Genomic DNA, 17,415 nt, shown 5'->3' with positions numbered 1-17,415 from the left:
GCACTGTAACCTCCGATATTGCTCACTTATTCTGCGTCTGCCGGCGTATCGAAGTCGTGGAAGTGTTCTCCCTTCTCTTTGCTCAAAATGTCGAGTGCTGCTGCACCACCATCACCAGCGGAGATGACTGCTTGCCATTCCTGGTCACGAACCATTGCACCAGTTGCGTAAGCGTCATTGATACTAGTCTCCATACTCAAATTCACCGAGACTGTCCCCGAATCAGTAAGCTCACAACCGAGTTGCTCGGCTATATCACGATTTGTTCCGGTCGCTAAGACAACGTACGTTGTGTGATGCTCTCCGTCGTCAGTTGTGATCTGGAACCCATCATTGTCTGTTTCGATGCCCGTTACTGCTGTGTTCATGTGTTGGGTCACATCATACTCGTCAGCTTGGTCACGTGCCTTCTCCATGTACTCAGTTCCATCGATACTCTCGATCCCCAGGTAGTTGAAAAGGTGTGCTTTGTGCATCCACGTCTTATCGGTATCGAACACAGTAGTCTCAAGTCCATTCTTTGCCGTGAAGAGTGCTGCACTGAGTCCAGCTGGACCGCCACCGACAATTGTCACATCGGACATAGGCTATAGTACGCCTCGTTATCGCATAAGTTTACTCCAAACAAGGGAGTACACGAGCGTGGTAGGGAGCAGCTCGCAATGTGGTGAAACTGCGTCTGCGATGGTGTCACAGATTGCCCATTTTGAGCGCGAATGCAAGATCGACAAGGAGTTCAGTCGAAGGGCTCCTGATCCAGCAGATGAATTAACTTCTGCATTCGCTTCTGGTTGAACTGGGTGAGATCATATCGATTGCTCGTATTTCGCTTGCTGTGGGTTACAAGAATACCGAATTGGTCACAAAGTGTAAGGAGATTTCCCACTACTTGTGGTGGAATGGCTGGCGTATCAGATGATGCTAATAATTGTTTGACTGTCGGGTAATTATGCGAAGATCCAGTTAGAAGTGCTTCGAGTTCTTCAGCGTATGACCGTAGCATTCCATACTGTGATGGAGAAGTCTCATAGAGAACTTGAATTTGATTGCGGAGCGAATTCGACATTCCAGAGTACTCCTTATTGATGAATGCCCATTTTTAACGTTTCGAATTACATCTATAGGCAAAATAAGTGGATAATTAATAAAATATTGAAAATAATTTGAAGATGGTCAGCATTTATTCATATAGGAGAAATACAAAGAGAAGTATGCTAAGTCATAGATGTTCACCGAGACATTGATCTGATTTGAAAACTAGAACACGTCCTCAAATTCGAGCAACCCGCCAGGATACGCTTTGGTTACAATTCGTTCGATTAAGCGTGGGTGTAACCGCGTACGTCGTAGAGTCCTACTTTGTGACTCCTGCATACTTAGAGTGGGCTGGTGGTCAGAAGAGATGCGCAATGAATCCGATGCCCATGATGATGAGAACAGCGGCGGAAAAGGCTGGCAGGTAAGGTGTGTACTGCTCGACTTTCTCCTCAAAATAATGATACCCGGCGATGAGCAGGAGCGTCAGTCCAACAATTCCAACAATAACAGTGATTGCATACACGCTCATAAGCTCAAGGCAGTAGTTCGACCCCGCACAGAGTGCAATGATTTCAAACTCCTCTTCGTGAGCAAACCCAAGAAGAAATGCAAACCACGCGATTCCGAATAGGCTTCGATCGACTGACTCCTGCGAATGAGAATGTGAATGCGAATGCTCACCTACGAACGGGAGATATCCTCGTACTCGAACAAGAATTCCCGCATCGTCAAAGTGGCTGTGCTCATGCTTGGAATGGGTATGCCCCTCATCATGGGTATGTGAGTGGTCAGAGTGACCGTGATGTTCCTCATGGACGTGGTGGCCGTGAGTATAGCCCTGTGAATGATCGTGATCGGCATGGCTGTGTTCGTGATCAACATGTGAGTGTCCCCCGTGCGTATACTCGCGAATGCCAAGCAGGATCAAGAATACCCCAGCGACGAGACTTACTGGCCCACCCAAGACAAGGGTCTGAGAGAACACATCGACCTGAATTGGCTGGTTCACCTCTGCCAACTCGAAATACGATTTTGCGAAGAAAAACACGCCAACCATCGCAATACTACTAATGAGATGGCCGACACCCAGGATAAAACTCGCTGCAAATCCATAAACCCACTTATTCGCCTTATCCAGTGCATAGGAGGCTGCAATCGGCCACCCGTGTCCTGGTTCTATCCCGTGCACTGCTCCGAGAGCAATTGCACCAGCGAAGAGGCCAATCGCGTCAGTTGGGGCCATTATAATTGAATCAGTAGCAGGTGGCGTGTTTAGCAGTTGTTATGATCAATTCGGAGAAATCGTAATAACGAGTGAATAAATAAGACGGTCACCTCGCTAGCAGTATGCGAACCAGCCTCAATATCCCTCAAGAAATACTCGACGCATTTGACGATACCTGGCAAGCAGAAGGACTAGAATCGCGCTCTCGAGCTGCTCGGGAAGCCATTCAGGAATATATCGAACGACATACCCAGTTAGAAACGATCGAAGGTGAAGCCATTGCCGCAATTGCGTTCGATTATGAACACACGCTCGTGATTGGGGAATTGCATACATTGCAACATGAGTTTGAGGATGTTATCCATACAACACAACACCTTCATCACGGTGAATGGTGTTTGGAGACAGTATTCTGTGGTGGGTCAACTCACCGGATTCGAGAACTTGTTTATCAGTTGCGTGATTTTGACGCTGTTGGCCGTGTGAATGTGATGTTCCTGCAGCCAGTTGATTAGTACAGCTTTTTCTGGATGTCACAGACACTGCATTGAATGATTCACTGCGCCAACGTAGCTGCTGTGCGAGGATTGCAGCGGTCGGATTGTCCGGTATCGGCGCTCGAAGATCGTTCGCAATCCCGAACGGTACAGATATAGCAAGTGCGGTGGGTCGCTCCGTGTTGAGGAGGGTGACGGGTAGTAATTATATCTCGTCGTCCCCACCACAAACGGTGACATCAGTGCCGCACAAGCTATTGTCCTGATTGCGATTGTGGTTGGTGACTACTCTTAAGATACAAATTATTATGTCCGGGATCTAGATCATAATCTATATCGATGGAATCTGGTATTCACGACAGTCATCATTTTAGCCAGTGTTTTTATTATTGCTTACAGAGTCGTATCGCTTGAGTTGGGACCCAGTGAAAAAGCATGAAACCTTCAAATTCGGACGACAGTCCCGGGGTAGCAGGCGGTCAGGGCAACGTCAAAGCATGTAAAATCGCACTCAAGGCACTGGCCGATCACGACGGCACTGATCTGAGCTCGCCAGAATTCAGACTCTATGATTACGTCGACCCCGATGCCCTCGACAATCTGTTCACCCACCGACCGGACACAATCCATTCCGTTGTGCTTGAAATCGACGGGGCAATGCTCAAAATATGGGAAAATGAAGGACTCTACGCCCGTGTCCTTGAGAAGGAAAACGATGAGTGACTCCTATCAGCGGTCGCTGACGTCGCCGTCATAAACCGCGTCTCCTGCTCATCCGGGGGGCGAAAGTTCCGGCGAACGTGAACTACCCTACCCTGCTCGCTCGCGTTGCTCGCTCTTTGAGAAAGAGGACTTAGCACCTGTATTCAGTGAATACGCCCTTATTTAGCCGAGAGCTGACTTCAAAAGTATTTTCTCACCGTAGCTTGCAATCGATGCAATCCCTTACACGTGTCCGTACCACATCCAGTGCATCGCTTTCTGCAAGCATATGGCTGCTGTCGAAAACGCGACGTTAAGGCCTTCGCTTCGGACACAGACGAAACCCGATGATGAGTTTGATGGCCACGACTCTAACGACCTTAATTGATATCGCCACCGATATGTAGTTTCAACATCGTAACAATTATCCACTTAGCATCTGGCCGAAGCGGTTTTACCCGTGTTCTACCTGATATCAATATATGGCAAATTTAAGGACACATCACATTGGTCTGACTGTGACAGAGCTCGACCGTGCTGTGGAGTTCTATTGTAATGTCCTCGATCTAACCGTTCTTGACCAATTTACCGTCTCTGGAACGTCGTTCTCAACAGCCGTTGATGTCGAGGGAGCAACTGGGAGATTTGTGCATTTAGGCACTGGAGGCGCACGAATCGAACTAATAGAATATGAGCCAGCAGGAGAAAAGAGGACAGAAAGTACGATCAACGAGCCAGGAGCGAAGCATCTTGGTCTGGAAGTCGACGACATTGACACATTTTTCGAGACTCTTCCAAGGGATGTTGAAACGCTGAGTAAACCACAAACAACAGAAAGCGGCTCGCGGATCCTGTTCTTCCGGGATCCCGATGGAAACCTCATCGAACTAATCGAGACGTAACTATCCAATCGGGCTTGCCACGGATCTTCCACTACGCTCGGTTCTCTCCGCATTAAACGGACTTGAAGACGAAGAGCTGGTTAACTCACACATTTCATTTGTGAATGCACGAAAACACTGTTACTCACTCGACGACGTGACCGAAGAGACAATGGTCTGCACGAGTCTACAGGCAGGCCGAGTGCCCCGGGGCTTGACCTCGATGCGGTTCACACTACGTCAACCGCTCCGTCCTATCGTACCCTGTTTTGTAGACACAGTATTTTGCTCTCAAAACTGTTCTTAGTCAGGGTACTTACTCTTATTTGGTGTATATCAAATCAAATACCAAATATACATAATTCACATTATAGTTTGGAATCCCCACAGTATAACCATCCCAATCCCAATAGTTGCGAGAAAGTTATCGGTTTGCCATGCAACGACCCCTGCAAGCGCTAATGCAAGCAGTTTCTCAGTCTCGAATACCAACCTGAGTGATGGCTCCAGAGAAAGTAATAACACTGCTGGGATAACGATAGCGGCTAATACAGCTGGTGGAACAAACCGCAATGCACCCTCGACCCATGGAGGGATGTCATCCAACTTTCCAATGAGGAAAATAAACGACGACCGGAGCACGAATGCTCCGATTCCAGTGGCAAAGAACACCATCCAAATTGTAGTTGAACTATATTCTGTCGTCATAGACTCTCTCTCTCATCGACAGAATCAACCTCACTATCCAGCTCAGCCTTTGGATCACTCATGGTCGGGAATACCCCTTGTCGGTATTCGACAAAGACACCAGTAGTAACACCAACAAATGTGGCGATCACTAGCCCAAGATTGTTTGGGATAACACTCGTAGTGATTCCAACTCCACCAGCGACAATTGCTGTGAGTATCGCTGGCTGGTCATCAAGAAATGAGAACAATAGAGCCGTGAACGTAAGTGGAATCACGAAATCCAGTGAGAGACCAGCGGGAATCTGTACACCAACGATAACCCCAATAATCGTTCCTATTTGCCATGTAGCCCAGAGCGTGACTGAACTTCCGAGATAGAACCACTTTTGATTGCACTCTTTGGGATTTCTTGCTCGGAATTCCGCAAGTGAGATCACATATCCTTCATCAGAAAGAACATGTGCGCAAATCACCTTCCAAAAAAGGCTGAAGTGTCGAAAGTGAGGTGCGATCGACGCACTATACATCAAAAATCGGAGGAGAATGATGAACGCTGTCCCAACAATTACTATAACTGATGCTGTTTGCCCAATTAAATCGATCATAACGAGCTGAGCGGTTCCTGAGAAGACAATAAGCGACATACTAATTGCTTGCAACGGTGACAGTCCTGCATTCACAGCAGTTACACCAGTAATGAGTGCCCATGGGATAATTCCCAGAAGAATAGGAACCATAGCACGTGCACCTGCGAATGCATCCTTTTGAGCGCTCATCGTCCCCTCTCATCGGTCGATGTTAGCAGGTTTGATCGCGATGTCATTTCTATAGGTATGAGCCGAAGGTCGATAGCACCGTGTTTGTAATAATGCAAATCTCGGCCAACCGAGTACTGCTTGTGTCTGCAACGCACGTCGTGAACCGCCTCGGGGTCAAGCCCCGAGGCACTCGGCCTGCTCCGCCTGTAGAAACAGAAAGTCCCAATCCTCAACGCATTTTGCGCGTTAAGTGGGGGAGCTCACGACCGTTTTCCGTTGGTAGGGAAACCAACCATCTCGCTGGTATCGATAGTGTTAGGTGGAATCCCTTTGAGAGCGGTTGTAGTCGCCCACGCTTCGGCCCGACGAAGGCGGTATCGGAGTGTTGTTAGTGGAAGATCGAGTTCGATGGCGATGTCCTTGAGCGTTGCTTCGCGCGGATAGTCATAGTACCCCATTACCATTGCCGTTTCTAGTGCTTCCCGCTGTTTGTACGGAAGATCAGTTTCCCATTGCGGTCGTCGTGTATGGAGCCAGTGTTCGGGTGCACTGACCCGACGCACTTCGAGCGAGATGCCATCTGGAATATCTTCACGAAGTACTTCGTGAAAGACTTCGATATTTTTCTCAGTAGGGACGAGTAGCCGCCACTCGTAGAAGGGTCCACGTTGAACCGCGTCGAAGACCAACCCGTTACCGAGCGTTTTCAGTGCGAGATAGGAGATAGCGTGACAATAACTCTGGTCTGTTTCGAATCGGTAAATCGTCCGGGCAGTAGGTTCGTGCTCAAGAACTTGATATTCGAACACTGTATCACAGTTCGAAGTCGGATAGAGACAGTCATTACATTGTTCATTGAAATAGACGGATTCGATTGCGTTGAGAGCGTCTTCCGGGCCAGAGAGGTGCTCAATTCGCCAGCCGCCGTCCAGTGCCGTAGAAATGTCGAGTGCTGTTGCTACAACCGTAGGGTGATCGATAAATACATCTCGAATTGGATGGACACCACGATCGTATTTGAGCAGAAAAACGTATTCACGCATGATTGTGTTATCAGTCTAGACAAGCTTAATGATTGAGTGCCATTGACTCGTGTTTAGATTGGGCACCCACATAACTATAGAAAATAGAACATTAACGGGAAAAAGCCGGCAGGAACTATTGGATTGGATCAGGCTACCCCCGTCGATGAATTGACGGAAATCGGTAATGTACTTGCACCGAATTTTGGGAGGAAGGATACGGTACCGAGGCGAGTCGGTTGCTCACGACGTACGCATTCGAAGAATGCCGGATTCACCGATGGAAAAATGGCTGTCGATAAGAATATCGGTTCGTGTCGCTTCTGGAAGAAACTCGGCTTTCGACAAGAAGGCAGATTGAAGGAGGCCGCCTACCATCAAAGAATGTACATGAATCTGCTCATGTATGCGGTGCTGGAGGGCGAATGGGATGGATGACGAATGTCCTGAATGTGGTGCCTCCATTCCTCCTACCGGAACATGTCGTGACAATTTCGACACGTTGCAAGCGATTGAATGGAGCTTTCCAGACGGCGTCGGAGAGACGGTGCACTATCGTGCCGTTTCGGCCTACATTCTTCAGCATCCGGAATCAATGGGGTATTCACAAGAGGCATTCGCGGCGCTCCGATCAGCTTTATCCGATAACCTTCACAACGATGTCCCAATTTCGGACTGCCGCCGTCGGATGCGACAGAAGTTCGATGGTGAAACGCGAGTACAACGACAACCGTGCGATCCACTTCCTCGATCTCAAACGACGTCGTGGCCTGTGACGGTTATGGACCTCGTTTTGGCGTCACCGGATAAAGAGGAATATGCTGAATACGCTACCCAATGGGCGGATTCAGTGTTAGAAGAGCTTCGCTTGTAGTCATTCTGATTATACATTTCGCCTCGCTTTTCTCCTTATGGTCGATCCCGACGAACGCGGGCTCGATGAGATTCAGCACGGTGGCGATTTGTTATAGTTTGGAAATCAGGTGCTGGTTATTTGTGCTTCTCGCTGATACACAACGACGACAAATTCTCCGGTATCTTATCGCGAATGCTGACCAGCCTGTTCCGATTGAAGCACTCATGGAGCATATTTACATATCTGCCTGTAATGTGACATCTGAAACAATGCAAGCCACTGATCGAGACCGCCTCTTGATTCAGCTTCATCATCTCCAACTTCCAAAGCTAGCGGACTATGGCCTCATTGAGTACAATACCTCACTCCAACTTATTTCGTATATTGAAGAGTCACGTGTTGAGGCACTGCTACAATCAGAACCGATCGCTGGTGATGGGAATAAGGAGGACAATAGGAACAATCAAAATTCGTAGCTCTTCCATCCCACCGCTTTCCACAGGCCGGACTCCCTCATTTCTGTCTGTGAGTACTATCGTGAGTACTCTACCTCAGATTCTTCATCTTTGATACCATCTCCATGGCGTCGAGGGTCAGAAATATATTTTAATTGGTGCTTTCTATTTGACTGAGGGTGGTATGGTCTAGCCCACAGGGGAATGTCACAGCCCAATCGTGCGACACGATTTTCGATCGATGGATGAGTGGCAAACAGCGCAAAGCGGAGCGATCGATCTTCGTTCCACGGAATCGGCCCTGTAATATCCTCGATATTCTCACCGGTCGCAACCGCAGCCACTCGGTACAGTGCCTCAGCAATCGTCTCAGGGTCAACAACGCAAGCAGCATACGCATCCGCCCGGTATTCCTCCAATCGATTTGCATACCGACTCACTGCGAGTGCAAGTGGTTCGATACCGAGACTGAGCACATATCGAACAACGTGAATCCGTCTATCATCAGCGAACGCAAGTGCGCCAAACAAGAGTGATCCGATACCGGCGACTTCAGGCCCGCGGCCAACGAGAAAGAGAAGCCAGAACACGCAAAATCCGAGAATTTGTGGGAGATATGCACGAAGTGCGTCAGTATGAAGATCCGTCCCCAGATGCCCGAGTTCGTGCGCAAAGAGAGCACCTACTCCCTCACGACCAACAATTTGTGGGAGGAGCGGATCGAGAGCTACAATCGGTGATCCGTCGTCGTAGCCGACGACTGCACCCGGTGCATCCATCTCCATTAGGACTATTGTGGGAGTGGGTCGGTTGGCAGTTTCACAAATTTCGAGGACTGTTCGGTGAACCTCTGGTAATTCTCCGGGTTCGAATGGTCTGGCATGTCTATGGTCGAATGCATAGCGACCGCCTGCTCGATAGGATGCATACGCGATAACGCCAAATACGAATAGAGCAATACTGACGACAGGAAGTGGGGCCCCTGTCCGAACGATGGCTGTAATCGCGAACAGCGTGATTGTTAGGAGTCCGAGCGTAATACTCCATGCTCGAACCTCTAACGGAATCAGCATATCAACGTATACTTTCGGGACGAGTAATAGTTGAATCGATCTTTTTGAATCGTAAAATCGCTTGCTCAGAATGCCAGTGACAGGGTATGGCTATTTGAGGTTGCCGCGAGTCGGGTTCCTCGATCGATATCATCGACTAGGAGTACAGGTACCCTGAAGCGAACATGTCCTAAAATGTCAAGCGAAAGTGCATCCGCCCCCGAGATCTCCGAACTAATCTCTGTGAAATCTGTAGTGCAAACGTATTTCCATAGTGGCGGAAAAGAGACTGCATGAAGATCGCGGTCATCGGCGCCGGTGCGCTCGGATGTCTGTTCGGCGGATACCTCGCTGCCGCCAATCACGATGTGTGGCTTCTCCATCGGCGGGAACAGACTGCCAATATTCTCTCAACAGCGGGGATTTCGATCCACCAAAACGGAAATTCACCGCTGACGGTCGGTATTAACGCAACGACGACTGCCAGTGACGTGGGGACCGCTGACTTGGTACTCGTCCTCGTTCGGGCGCACCAAACACAAACGGCACTGACCGAGCATGCAGCGTGTATTGGGCCAGAAACGTGGGTGCTGTCGTTGCAGAATGGTCTCCGCAATTACGACTATTTACTTGATCAGGTCGGTCGTGACCGGGCATTTTGTGGGGTCACCTACGAAGCAGCAATTGTGGAGGAACCGGGTACCATTACCCAGACATCCACCGGACTGACGACGTTCGGCGGTGGCAACGCAGGTGCCTGCGCGACGATTGAGGAGACGCTTGCGGAGGCTGGATTCAATGTTGAGTCAGTCACCAATCCTCGGTCGGTTATCTGGGAGAAAGGTTCCCTCGTGGTGGCAACGGCACCAGTTCTGACACTGACAGGTTGTCCAGTCACACAGTTGACAACCGACTCGCTGGATAGGATTGTAACACAACTCCTGAGGGAAGCAGCCTGCGTCGCCAGCAGCCAAGGGATCGACATTGACGTAACGACAATACAGCAAACGATTACGTCGATGGCCGACTCACACGCAGATCACCGCGTGAGTATGGCGCAGGACATTGAGCATGGACGGCGAACAGAGATTGACGAGCTGAACGGAGCAATTATCGATATGGCAGAGACCGCAGACATCGCTGTCCCTGCGAACACCCACGTGACGGCGCTCATCAAAGGCGTTGAACAGTGTTAGCGTGGAAGAACAGGTCGTTGAGATGGTAAAGCGATTGTAATATTTGCTATGTCTGTCTCTGTACCGCTCAATCTACGCTCTCTAATCAGCAGGATCCCTATCTCTGCTCCATACCCTCATAGTGGGGGGCACTCCACTTGAAATGACCAAGAGCATATTATGCCGATTACTTTGCGTAGGGGGGGTGATGATCCTCTAGAACTGCATTGTGGTCGCCGATGCAATCTCAATTTCGATCAGTGTATTTGGCGGTTCATCGGTGAGCGATTGGCGATAGTACTCCGGCCATGCCTCCTTATCCGAGCCCAGATATTTCACGAATATCTTGCGTGCTGCGTCATTGATGCGTTCAGATTCAGTATGTATTGTTGCCCTTCCTAACAGCGTTATCATCCACTCTGCGTCTCCATCGGTGTTCTTCTCAATTGAGATTGCAACTCGAGGGTTCTGCTCGATATTCGCTAACTTCTTCCCACCAGTAAGGACGAAGAGTGCTCCATCGTCGTAGGTGTACCAGACGGGAGCAACATGTGGACGATCATGGATCGAGGTTGCCAAGTGGGCCATGAGCTTCGCATCCCTGATGAATTCTTCTGCGTCGGGTGAAATACTCATATCCCACCTTCGCTCTCCATCATCAAAGCTTGATACGTGAAAAATCGAACCTACACGGCGGTCCTTGTTTTGTATGTTTATCAATAAACGTGCAACCAGAATAGCCTACAACCTGTGAACCGATCGAAATCGCACGATTCAAATTTTCGAGAGCGCCGGCTCCAACCTCTGCTGGTCGAGCTATGATGCGATTAAGCCGTATCTCACTGCGCTCACGTGTGCTGCGGTCATCCTGAAAGTTCGGTTTGCAGACTTCACCATAATCATGAAGCGGCGGGGCGGACGGGGTCACCTTACGTCCAAATCTTGGCCAGTGATAAAGAGAATCGAGGATTTTAGCTCAGATCGACACTACGGAACCGCAAGTAGCCCAACGAGACTGGGAGAAGGAGCCAGACGAAGAGGATGACTAGCGCGAACCACCCTTCGAGATAGAATGGTGCATCCCCAGTGACGAGGGACTGATACATGTTCTGACCGCCCGGGTTCGTCAAGAAATTCGCTACGACCACGTACGCGTTGGCTGGATTGAGTATTTGAAGCAAGAGATACCATGGGGGGAATCCGTCCATCGGATTCGGAATACCCCCTTCGAGCAGGTAATAGGCACCCATCGGAATTATGCTCCAGCCGAGTTGGAAGAGAAAATACAGGCCAATGGCACCCGCCATCGCCCGCGAACGGGTGGCGGTCATCGACGAAAAACCGATTGCGATGCCGACGAACACGAGTCCAAACAGGAGCGTAACAATTCCCTGAACGAGGAGCTCCGTTACCGGGAACGAACCGTACCGAACGAGAAGAACGATTGCACCCGCGACGAATGCGATAATGGTTGCAACCCCGACGACAGCCGACCGACCAATGAGTTTGCCGAGAACCACGTCGCGGCGAGTGTGTGGCAGACCGAGTAGCAATTTGATACTTCCCGACTCTCGCTCACCCGCAATAGCGAGGTACGCGACGACAAGCGCTGCAAGCGGGACGATGAGTGTCGCTGGGGAACTGAGGAATCCGACCGTTTGTTTCGCGGTGTAATTATCGTTCACCATACTCACGGCGTACATCCCACCGGCAGTCGCCAACACGAACAGCGCCGTGATCGCCCAGAGCATCTTCGATCGTGCGGCGTCCTCGAAGTCCTTGCGCGCGACCACCGCCCAGCTCATGTTCGCACCTCCGTTTCGGTGCGCTGACTGTCGGAGTGGGTGGTGTAGGTTTCAAAAAGATCCTCGAGTGACGACTCTTTCATCGTGATGTCGGTGACAGTCGTCCCTGTCTCCTCGACGCGGTTAATGACCTTCGCTTTCACGCTTGACTCCGTATATGATACGGAGATTCTGTCGCCGTCGATGGCAACGTTCGTCACGCCGTTGATATCGGCGAACGACACGTCAGGTACGGAATCGACGGTGAGCTCCATCGTCGCGCCTGAACCGGTCGCCTCTCGAAGCCCAGCGATGGTGTCCACGGTGACGAGTTCGCCCTTGTTCATGATGGCGACGCGGTCGCAGACCGCCTCGACCTGTGAGAGGATATGACTGGAGAAGAACACGGCTGTACCGCGGTTCGCTTCCGCGATGATGATTTCGCGCATCTCGCGGACGCCATGCGGGTCAAGTCCCGAGGAGGGCTCGTCCAGAATGAGCAGGTCAGGATCGCCGACCAGCGCCATTCCAAGGGTAACTCGCTGACGCATTCCTTTCGAGTAGTCGCCTGCAGGACGGTCTGCGTCCTCGGAGGAGAGGCCGACTCGCTCCAAGATGTCGTCTGCGTCCTCATCGGCGCCTTTTGAGTCGATGGCGAACTGGACGTGTTTACGCCCGGAAAGACGTCCATAGAGGTCGAATGCGTCGGGGAGGATGCCAATGCGCTCATGAACCGCCTGCGTTTCCATTTGGGCGTTGTAGCCGAGAACCGTCGCACTCCCGTCGGTCGGTCGGACGTAGTCCAACAGCATATTGATAGTCGTCGACTTACCTGACCCGTTCGGGCCGAGGAAACCGAAGATTTCCCCTTCCTCGACGGTCAGGTCGAGGTCAGAGACGGCAACAACATCACCGAATCGCTTGGTCAGAGACTTCGTTTGGATAGCGGCCATAACCTCCAATTGATGTTTCATCCGTTTAAAATTACCCTGACAAACGACACCACGCTCATCCAGGGTATGTATGGTCGAACGACAGGCAGCTGAGCACAAAGGGGATGTTGAGCCATGCACAGAGTGCGACTAGCATAAACCACTCTTCGAGGTGAACCGCCGAGAGGTCAAGCCCCGAAGCATGCGGGCTGCTCCGTGAAGACAAGTTCGGCGGCACGCTGGAATGCGTATGGGGTCTGATAAAGTCGAGAAACTTATAAATTTGCTGGCTGAGGCTCAGTTCGAGCGTGTCCTCGACGTTGAACAGTGTCTTTTAGCGCTCGAAACTGGTCATGGTGGACGTCCCAGCAAAGGTAGGCGGCAGAGCCAAAACCCAAACTATGAGATTGCTGACCGCGTTTGATATCGACGGCCACCATATTGTGAAAGTTGTCGATAAGCTCTTTAGTAGCGTCGCAGCGGTAGAGCGTTTCTTCCATTTATTAGCTTCTTCAAAACCAAGGTCGCTTGTGGAAGTACCGAGCCGAGTTCGGCTATTGATCGTCGCCTATAATCTGGAATCTTCCAACCGTCGTGGTGCATTCTTGCCCCTTTTAGATTTTAATCAGTATATTCCCATCTTTCGTCCTGAATACAATGATGTGTTGGACTTGGATAGCTGGTGGCCATTGAGACATAACTGAGAAACCAGAATTGATGTGTTAATTCGAGATGTCTGAGACACGGAGAAGCACGAATGTACCGCTACACTGGAATCTTGAGCAGTCTATAGGAATGTGCTTTGTGCATCGAATGTGAACTGAAATACGAGTATCCAACTGTACTCGTACCTACTCACTCAGTCCTTGGTTCCTCTGAGACGTTTAACTCGACAACATCGATGGCACCGGAACTATAAACAACGACGTCACACCCAGCGTACTCAAACTCGAGTTTTACATCAGTTCGCATCTTCCCGTCCATGGGTGCGAATAGGGAATCTAATGCATCTGGGTCGACAACGTTGTAAAGCGGTTCAAGCTCACTACTTGAGCAATTAACTACATGGGCAACTGCCTCAACAACTCGCTTACTTAGTGAATCTGATTGATGTGTGGGTGGTCGCGATGAGATGTTATTACTATGCGTTGAGTCGGGGGTGGAATACTCTGTCATGGTAACTCTTGATTGTACTGGCTGTGTTAGCCCGTGTTCATATCCTGTGTTATCACTGATCACAGAGGTAACTATGATAAATAATTCGGTTGTATATGCATCATGAAGCCTTGAATAAATGGGCGTCAGTTCTATTTAGGGGAGTTCTGAGGGATCCTTAATCTGTCGTGCAGAATCTCGATATTCCGCATATTTGTCCTTCGCCCACTCATATAACATTGGGTCAGTACTTTTGAGGCAGGCAGAAAACTGCCCACTCGTTTCGTAAGCGTGAACGAAGACCTGCTCATCGAAAATCACAAGCCCAAAGGAGAGCTCTTCTGGATAGATGTAGAGTGCTATCTTTTTCATATCAAACGCACTCATCAACTCGTCTTCGTACTTGGTTCGGACCATTTCAAAAACAGCCTTATCATAGATGAGTTCAAGTGTAGTTCCTGCTTCAAGAAGTGGTTGACTCGCCTCAATAAATTCTGGACTGATAATTGGTGCAACCACTAAACACTGCTCACTTGAGATCTCCCGAACCGCTGTCGTGAAATACGTGAGTGGTGCATGCGGGTTCCGTGGAGTTGCTGCGATAACTGTGCTGTTATTGACTGCGTCAAGCGGGATGTCCATTTCTTCCTCTCCTAGATGATTGAAAAACTGTGGGTACTCCATTACAGTTGAAAGCGTTTCAAGAAATAAGTCGTATTGGTGAATAATCTGCTTTCCAACCGGTGTAATTTTATATTTTCCTTCTATTTCATCAACCCAGTCATATTCCTGGAACGTTGTAAGTGATCGATGGATTGTCGGTCGCGAACACGAACACTCGCATGCCAATGTTCCTGGATCAGTTGGACGCTCTGCCACTTCTTGCAGTATTTGGTATCGTACAGGGGAGTTTGCGAGAAAGTTCACGTATTTACGGGGAGTCATAACCGGCAAGATGTATTGCTTTCTCATAAAAGGTAGATACTTCACCGATTTCATCCCAAATGTGGTGCTGCCTGAATCCGGATAGCTGGCGGTCTTGATATCTGACTTCTTTCTTGCTCTCGCAGAAAGATATCAAAAATTTCTCAGATTTTGTAATGTGTTTCTAATCCAGTAAGAATGCCGCTGTTTCAGAAAACAATAACTCCAATCTTAGAGTGTTCGTAGATGAACAACCCCTGCAAGAGTTTCAGGGGGTGAAGTAAATTACAACCCCTGTTACAATGGTAGGTGTGTAATTGTAGATGTAGTGATAACACTCTATCATATAAATCTGAGGAGAGTCGTGTTTGCTCACGTTTATCCCACTTAATCTCCGATTAGCTCTCTACGGGTGTGAACAAAAGATACATCGATTTCGCTATAGCATACGTGTGAGTGGGGAGGATGGGGATGTGGCGGGGTGGGGACAATGGATCTGGAGTGATGGCGCCAGACCCTCAGACGGCTTATCACACTACTGTCAGAGGTTTTCTCGCCACATCAAGAATCTTCGGAGTGAAGAACATAAGCTTTGTGGTGAGGTTAAGAAACAAAATATTCACCGATACAATCGTGTACCATTCCATCATATTTTATTTCATATAGAAAAAATAAGATATAATCTCATGAATAGTATTGGTGTGCCATGCCAGATCTTCTCAGTAAACGTATCCGGATCCTTCGTGACTCACAGCCAACGAAATATGGGCTACTCTCGACGTATTATCAGGAAGTTCATCAAGTACTCGAAGCATGCCAGCGAAACTATCCATGTGTGAGTCAACTTTATTATCTGGCTCATGCTCCGAGCCGAACTAGAGTGGTTGACTTAGGTTATCTCGTACGATTTAACGAATATCTTTATATTTTATAGATGTAACACCATCTGACGTTTGACTGGTATAGATTTCCGGTTCGATACCAGTTTCTGTGAAATATGATTTCTCAACCACTTTTTTAAATGAATTCAACATATCAGAAGTAGCGAGTGCGATAACGGATCCTCCAAAGCCACCTCCTATCATCCGAGCCCCCATGAGACCTTCAGTCTCGTGTGCCCAATCAACAACCATATCTAATTCAGGACAACTTACCTCGTACAGATCTCTTAGACTCTCATGAGAAGAGAACATGAGATTGCCACACTGCTCAAGATCATTGCTCTTAAGAGCCTGAGCAGCCACCTGGACACGCCTGTTTTCTCTGATTACATGTTCACATCGATCTCGAACAGGCTGCCGAATAGACTCGGCATAGCTCTCGAACTCCTCGACTGAAACATCTCGAAGCGAACTCACCTCATGTGAAAGCAATTTATTGAACTCTTCAACGCCTTCTTGACACTCCGAAACTCGATCGTTGTATGCTGACGCAGCGAGTTCATGTTTCACATTAGTGTCAACTACGATAATGCGAAGATCATCTGTCAATTTAATAGTCTCATGTGTTTTGTTATGGCAGTCGAGAAACAGCGCATGGTTTTCTTCTCCAAATGTTGCGGCGTACTGATCCATGATACCACATTCAACCCCGACGAATTCTGTTTCGGCTGTCCAACACCGACTGGCTAATGAACGGTCATCTAATTGAAGGTCAAAGAGGTCTCGGACGGTGGCACCGACAGCGAGTTCAAGCGACGCTGATGAAGACAACCCCGCACCCAATGGAATGTCACCTGTAATCACTAGCTCCATGCCACTAGGGAGAGTTTCACCGACGAGAGCGCTAACAACGCCGATAACATACTCGATCCACGAAGTGTTTTGTTGTTGCTCAACGGTAGAGAGATCGACCCGTATTGTTTCTGCTAATGTCTGTGAGTGAACGACGATTTCCTGATCTGTTCGGCGGCGCCCAGCGACAACAGTATGTCGGTCAATTGCAACAGGAAGGACATATCCTCTGTTATAATCTGTATGCCCACCGATGAGATTCACACGTCCAGGGGCTGCAGAAACACACTTAGGATCGTCATCAAATGCTGCTTGGAAGGCTTCTTTACCTTTCATAATCAATTGATTTTCTATCATATTATACTTAGTGATGTGTGCAATTGCTATCAGCTTATCGTTAAAACTACACCAATATATGTGTTCGGTCGATACAGTAAGGAATGTTTTGAACGGTAGAAAGTTACACCGATGTATGACAAACTCAATGAGTCTAAATTAACTTACTGACGTCCAAGCCCATCGGCGTCAACATTGCT

19 protein-coding genes are annotated in these 17,415 nt (G+C 49.0%); 7 read left to right on the top strand and 12 right to left on the bottom strand.

All coding sequences use genetic code 11. From position 1 onward, the window contains the following. Positions 1-26: 26 nt before the first annotated feature. Both LIX15_RS23885 and LIX15_RS23880 read right to left on the bottom strand, forming a co-directional pair. On the bottom strand, positions 27-584 hold the full coding sequence (locus tag LIX15_RS23885) for an NAD(P)/FAD-dependent oxidoreductase (RefSeq protein ID WP_227777700.1): 558 nt from the start codon (positions 582-584) through the stop codon (positions 27-29). Positions 585-1,393: 809 nt separating this feature from the next. Beyond that, complete coding sequence (locus LIX15_RS23880) at positions 1,394-2,281, bottom strand: sulfite exporter TauE/SafE family protein (protein WP_227777699.1); 888 nt, start codon at positions 2,279-2,281, stop codon at positions 1,394-1,396. Between the two features lie 104 nt (positions 2,282-2,385). Here LIX15_RS23880 and LIX15_RS23875 point away from each other — a divergent pair, with 104 nt between their 5' ends. The 3 genes from LIX15_RS23875 to LIX15_RS23865 all read left to right on the top strand — a co-directional run bounded on the left by LIX15_RS23875 (position 2,386) and on the right by LIX15_RS23865 (position 4,364). Beyond that, positions 2,386-2,778: a CopG family ribbon-helix-helix protein gene (locus tag LIX15_RS23875; protein ID WP_227777698.1), complete on the top strand. Its 393-nt coding sequence runs from the start codon at positions 2,386-2,388 to the stop codon at positions 2,776-2,778. Between the two features lie 417 nt (positions 2,779-3,195). Beyond that, positions 3,196-3,483, top strand: a complete 288-nt coding sequence (locus tag LIX15_RS23870) for a HalOD1 output domain-containing protein (RefSeq protein WP_227777697.1) — start codon at positions 3,196-3,198, stop codon at positions 3,481-3,483. Between the two features lie 461 nt (positions 3,484-3,944). Beyond that, on the top strand, positions 3,945-4,364 hold the full coding sequence (locus LIX15_RS23865; protein ID WP_227777696.1) for a VOC family protein: 420 nt from the start codon (positions 3,945-3,947) through the stop codon (positions 4,362-4,364). 342 nt (positions 4,365-4,706) lie between these two features. Here the strand turns inward: LIX15_RS23865 and LIX15_RS23860 are convergent, their stop codons facing one another. From LIX15_RS23860 to LIX15_RS23850, 3 genes are all read right to left on the bottom strand, one after another. Beyond that, complete coding sequence (locus tag LIX15_RS23860; RefSeq protein ID WP_227777695.1) at positions 4,707-5,051, bottom strand: AzlD domain-containing protein; 345 nt, start codon at positions 5,049-5,051, stop codon at positions 4,707-4,709. After that, positions 5,048-5,809 (bottom strand): AzlC family ABC transporter permease, encoded by a 762-nt coding sequence (locus LIX15_RS23855; protein ID WP_227777694.1) that lies wholly within the window; start codon positions 5,807-5,809, stop codon positions 5,048-5,050. The genes LIX15_RS23860 and LIX15_RS23855 overlap by 4 nt, the downstream gene beginning before the upstream one ends. Positions 5,810-6,051: 242 nt before the next feature. Then, the gene (locus LIX15_RS23850) at positions 6,052-6,834 is read right to left on the bottom strand and encodes a helix-turn-helix domain-containing protein (protein WP_227777693.1); all 783 of its coding nucleotides are present in this window, start codon (positions 6,832-6,834) and stop codon (positions 6,052-6,054) included. A gap of 409 nt (positions 6,835-7,243) precedes the next feature. Between LIX15_RS23850 and LIX15_RS23845 the strand changes: the two genes are divergently transcribed. Both LIX15_RS23845 and LIX15_RS33775 read left to right on the top strand, forming a co-directional pair. Then, entirely contained in the window at positions 7,244-7,687 is a 444-nt protein-coding gene (locus LIX15_RS23845) for a DUF5946 family protein (RefSeq protein WP_227777692.1), read from the top strand. Further along, positions 7,651-8,145 carry a DUF7344 domain-containing protein gene (locus tag LIX15_RS33775; RefSeq protein ID WP_438267227.1) on the top strand — a complete coding sequence of 165 codons (495 nt, stop codon included), beginning with the start codon at positions 7,651-7,653 and terminating at the stop codon, positions 8,143-8,145. The genes LIX15_RS23845 and LIX15_RS33775 overlap by 37 nt, the downstream gene beginning before the upstream one ends. Before the next feature lie 56 nt (positions 8,146-8,201). On the opposite strand, the gene LIX15_RS23840 is transcribed toward LIX15_RS33775, so the two are convergent. Next, the gene (locus LIX15_RS23840) at positions 8,202-9,197 is read right to left on the bottom strand and encodes a M48 family metallopeptidase (protein WP_227777691.1); all 996 of its coding nucleotides are present in this window, start codon (positions 9,195-9,197) and stop codon (positions 8,202-8,204) included. Positions 9,198-9,469: 272 nt separating this feature from the next. On the opposite strand from LIX15_RS23840, the gene LIX15_RS23835 reads away from it, so the two are divergent. Next, entirely contained in the window at positions 9,470-10,372 is a 903-nt protein-coding gene (locus LIX15_RS23835) for a ketopantoate reductase family protein (protein ID WP_227777690.1), read from the top strand. Between the two features lie 195 nt (positions 10,373-10,567). On the opposite strand, the gene LIX15_RS23830 is transcribed toward LIX15_RS23835, so the two are convergent. From LIX15_RS23830 to LIX15_RS23820, 3 genes are all read right to left on the bottom strand, one after another. Further along, on the bottom strand, positions 10,568-10,987 hold the full coding sequence (locus tag LIX15_RS23830; protein ID WP_227777689.1) for a pyridoxamine 5'-phosphate oxidase family protein: 420 nt from the start codon (positions 10,985-10,987) through the stop codon (positions 10,568-10,570). A 335-nt stretch (positions 10,988-11,322) separates the two neighbouring features. Further along, positions 11,323-12,156, bottom strand: a complete 834-nt coding sequence (locus LIX15_RS23825) for an ABC transporter permease (RefSeq protein WP_227777688.1) — start codon at positions 12,154-12,156, stop codon at positions 11,323-11,325. Then, the gene (locus LIX15_RS23820; protein ID WP_227777687.1) at positions 12,153-13,088 is read right to left on the bottom strand and encodes an ABC transporter ATP-binding protein; all 936 of its coding nucleotides are present in this window, start codon (positions 13,086-13,088) and stop codon (positions 12,153-12,155) included. The genes LIX15_RS23825 and LIX15_RS23820 overlap by 4 nt, the downstream gene beginning before the upstream one ends. A 332-nt stretch (positions 13,089-13,420) precedes the next feature. On the opposite strand from LIX15_RS23820, the gene LIX15_RS23815 reads away from it, so the two are divergent. Continuing rightward, on the top strand, positions 13,421-13,771 hold the full coding sequence (locus LIX15_RS23815; protein ID WP_227777686.1) for a hypothetical protein: 351 nt from the start codon (positions 13,421-13,423) through the stop codon (positions 13,769-13,771). A 151-nt stretch (positions 13,772-13,922) separates the two neighbouring features. Here the strand turns inward: LIX15_RS23815 and ddfA are convergent, their stop codons facing one another. The 3 genes from ddfA to LIX15_RS23800 all read right to left on the bottom strand — a co-directional run bounded on the left by ddfA (position 13,923) and on the right by LIX15_RS23800 (position 17,236). Further along, positions 13,923-14,243, bottom strand: coding sequence for a DdfA family disk-determining factor (gene ddfA / locus LIX15_RS23810; RefSeq protein ID WP_227777685.1), 321 nt, complete (start codon positions 14,241-14,243; stop codon positions 13,923-13,925). A gap of 135 nt (positions 14,244-14,378) precedes the next feature. Next, entirely contained in the window at positions 14,379-15,167 is a 789-nt protein-coding gene (locus tag LIX15_RS23805) for a helix-turn-helix transcriptional regulator (protein ID WP_227777684.1), read from the bottom strand. Positions 15,168-16,054: 887 nt separating this feature from the next. Continuing rightward, positions 16,055-17,236: a galactokinase gene (locus LIX15_RS23800; protein ID WP_227777683.1), complete on the bottom strand. Its 1,182-nt coding sequence runs from the start codon at positions 17,234-17,236 to the stop codon at positions 16,055-16,057. Positions 17,237-17,415: the final 179 nt, after the last annotated feature.

The sequence above is a fragment of the Haladaptatus pallidirubidus genome (assembly GCF_020700235.1).
Lineage (GTDB): Archaea > Halobacteriota > Halobacteria > Halobacteriales > Haladaptataceae > Haladaptatus > Haladaptatus pallidirubidus.
The sequence above is the reverse complement of the archived record's forward strand: the minus strand, read 5'-3'. Positions and strand labels throughout refer to the sequence as shown.

Bases quoted from the DNA above. Each gene is read 5' to 3' on its own strand.
- LIX15_RS33775 (WP_438267227.1), top strand. From the start codon at position 7,651: ATGGGCGGATTCAGTGTTAGAAGAGCTTCGCTTGTAGTCATTCTGATT.
- LIX15_RS23870 (WP_227777697.1), top strand. From the start codon at position 3,196: ATGAAACCTTCAAATTCGGACGACAGTCCCGGGGTAGCAGGCGGTCAG.
- LIX15_RS23885 (WP_227777700.1), bottom strand. From the start codon at position 584: ATGTCCGATGTGACAATTGTCGGTGGCGGTCCAGCTGGACTCAGTGCA.
- LIX15_RS23845 (WP_227777692.1), top strand. From the start codon at position 7,244: ATGGATGACGAATGTCCTGAATGTGGTGCCTCCATTCCTCCTACCGGA.
- LIX15_RS23835 (WP_227777690.1), top strand. From the start codon at position 9,470: ATGAAGATCGCGGTCATCGGCGCCGGTGCGCTCGGATGTCTGTTCGGC.
- ddfA (WP_227777685.1), bottom strand. From the start codon at position 14,243: ATGACAGAGTATTCCACCCCCGACTCAACGCATAGTAATAACATCTCA.
- LIX15_RS23840 (WP_227777691.1), bottom strand. From the start codon at position 9,197: ATGCTGATTCCGTTAGAGGTTCGAGCATGGAGTATTACGCTCGGACTC.
- LIX15_RS23825 (WP_227777688.1), bottom strand. From the start codon at position 12,156: ATGAGCTGGGCGGTGGTCGCGCGCAAGGACTTCGAGGACGCCGCACGA.
- LIX15_RS23805 (WP_227777684.1), bottom strand. From the start codon at position 15,167: ATGACTCCCCGTAAATACGTGAACTTTCTCGCAAACTCCCCTGTACGA.
- LIX15_RS23865 (WP_227777696.1), top strand. From the start codon at position 3,945: ATGGCAAATTTAAGGACACATCACATTGGTCTGACTGTGACAGAGCTC.
- LIX15_RS23800 (WP_227777683.1), bottom strand. From the start codon at position 17,236: ATGATAGAAAATCAATTGATTATGAAAGGTAAAGAAGCCTTCCAAGCA.
- LIX15_RS23860 (WP_227777695.1), bottom strand. From the start codon at position 5,051: ATGACGACAGAATATAGTTCAACTACAATTTGGATGGTGTTCTTTGCC.
- LIX15_RS23830 (WP_227777689.1), bottom strand. From the start codon at position 10,987: ATGAGTATTTCACCCGACGCAGAAGAATTCATCAGGGATGCGAAGCTC.
- LIX15_RS23815 (WP_227777686.1), top strand. From the start codon at position 13,421: ATGGTGGACGTCCCAGCAAAGGTAGGCGGCAGAGCCAAAACCCAAACT.
- LIX15_RS23855 (WP_227777694.1), bottom strand. From the start codon at position 5,809: ATGAGCGCTCAAAAGGATGCATTCGCAGGTGCACGTGCTATGGTTCCT.
- LIX15_RS23850 (WP_227777693.1), bottom strand. From the start codon at position 6,834: ATGCGTGAATACGTTTTTCTGCTCAAATACGATCGTGGTGTCCATCCA.
- LIX15_RS23875 (WP_227777698.1), top strand. From the start codon at position 2,386: ATGCGAACCAGCCTCAATATCCCTCAAGAAATACTCGACGCATTTGAC.
- LIX15_RS23820 (WP_227777687.1), bottom strand. From the start codon at position 13,088: ATGGCCGCTATCCAAACGAAGTCTCTGACCAAGCGATTCGGTGATGTT.
- LIX15_RS23880 (WP_227777699.1), bottom strand. From the start codon at position 2,281: ATGGCCCCAACTGACGCGATTGGCCTCTTCGCTGGTGCAATTGCTCTC.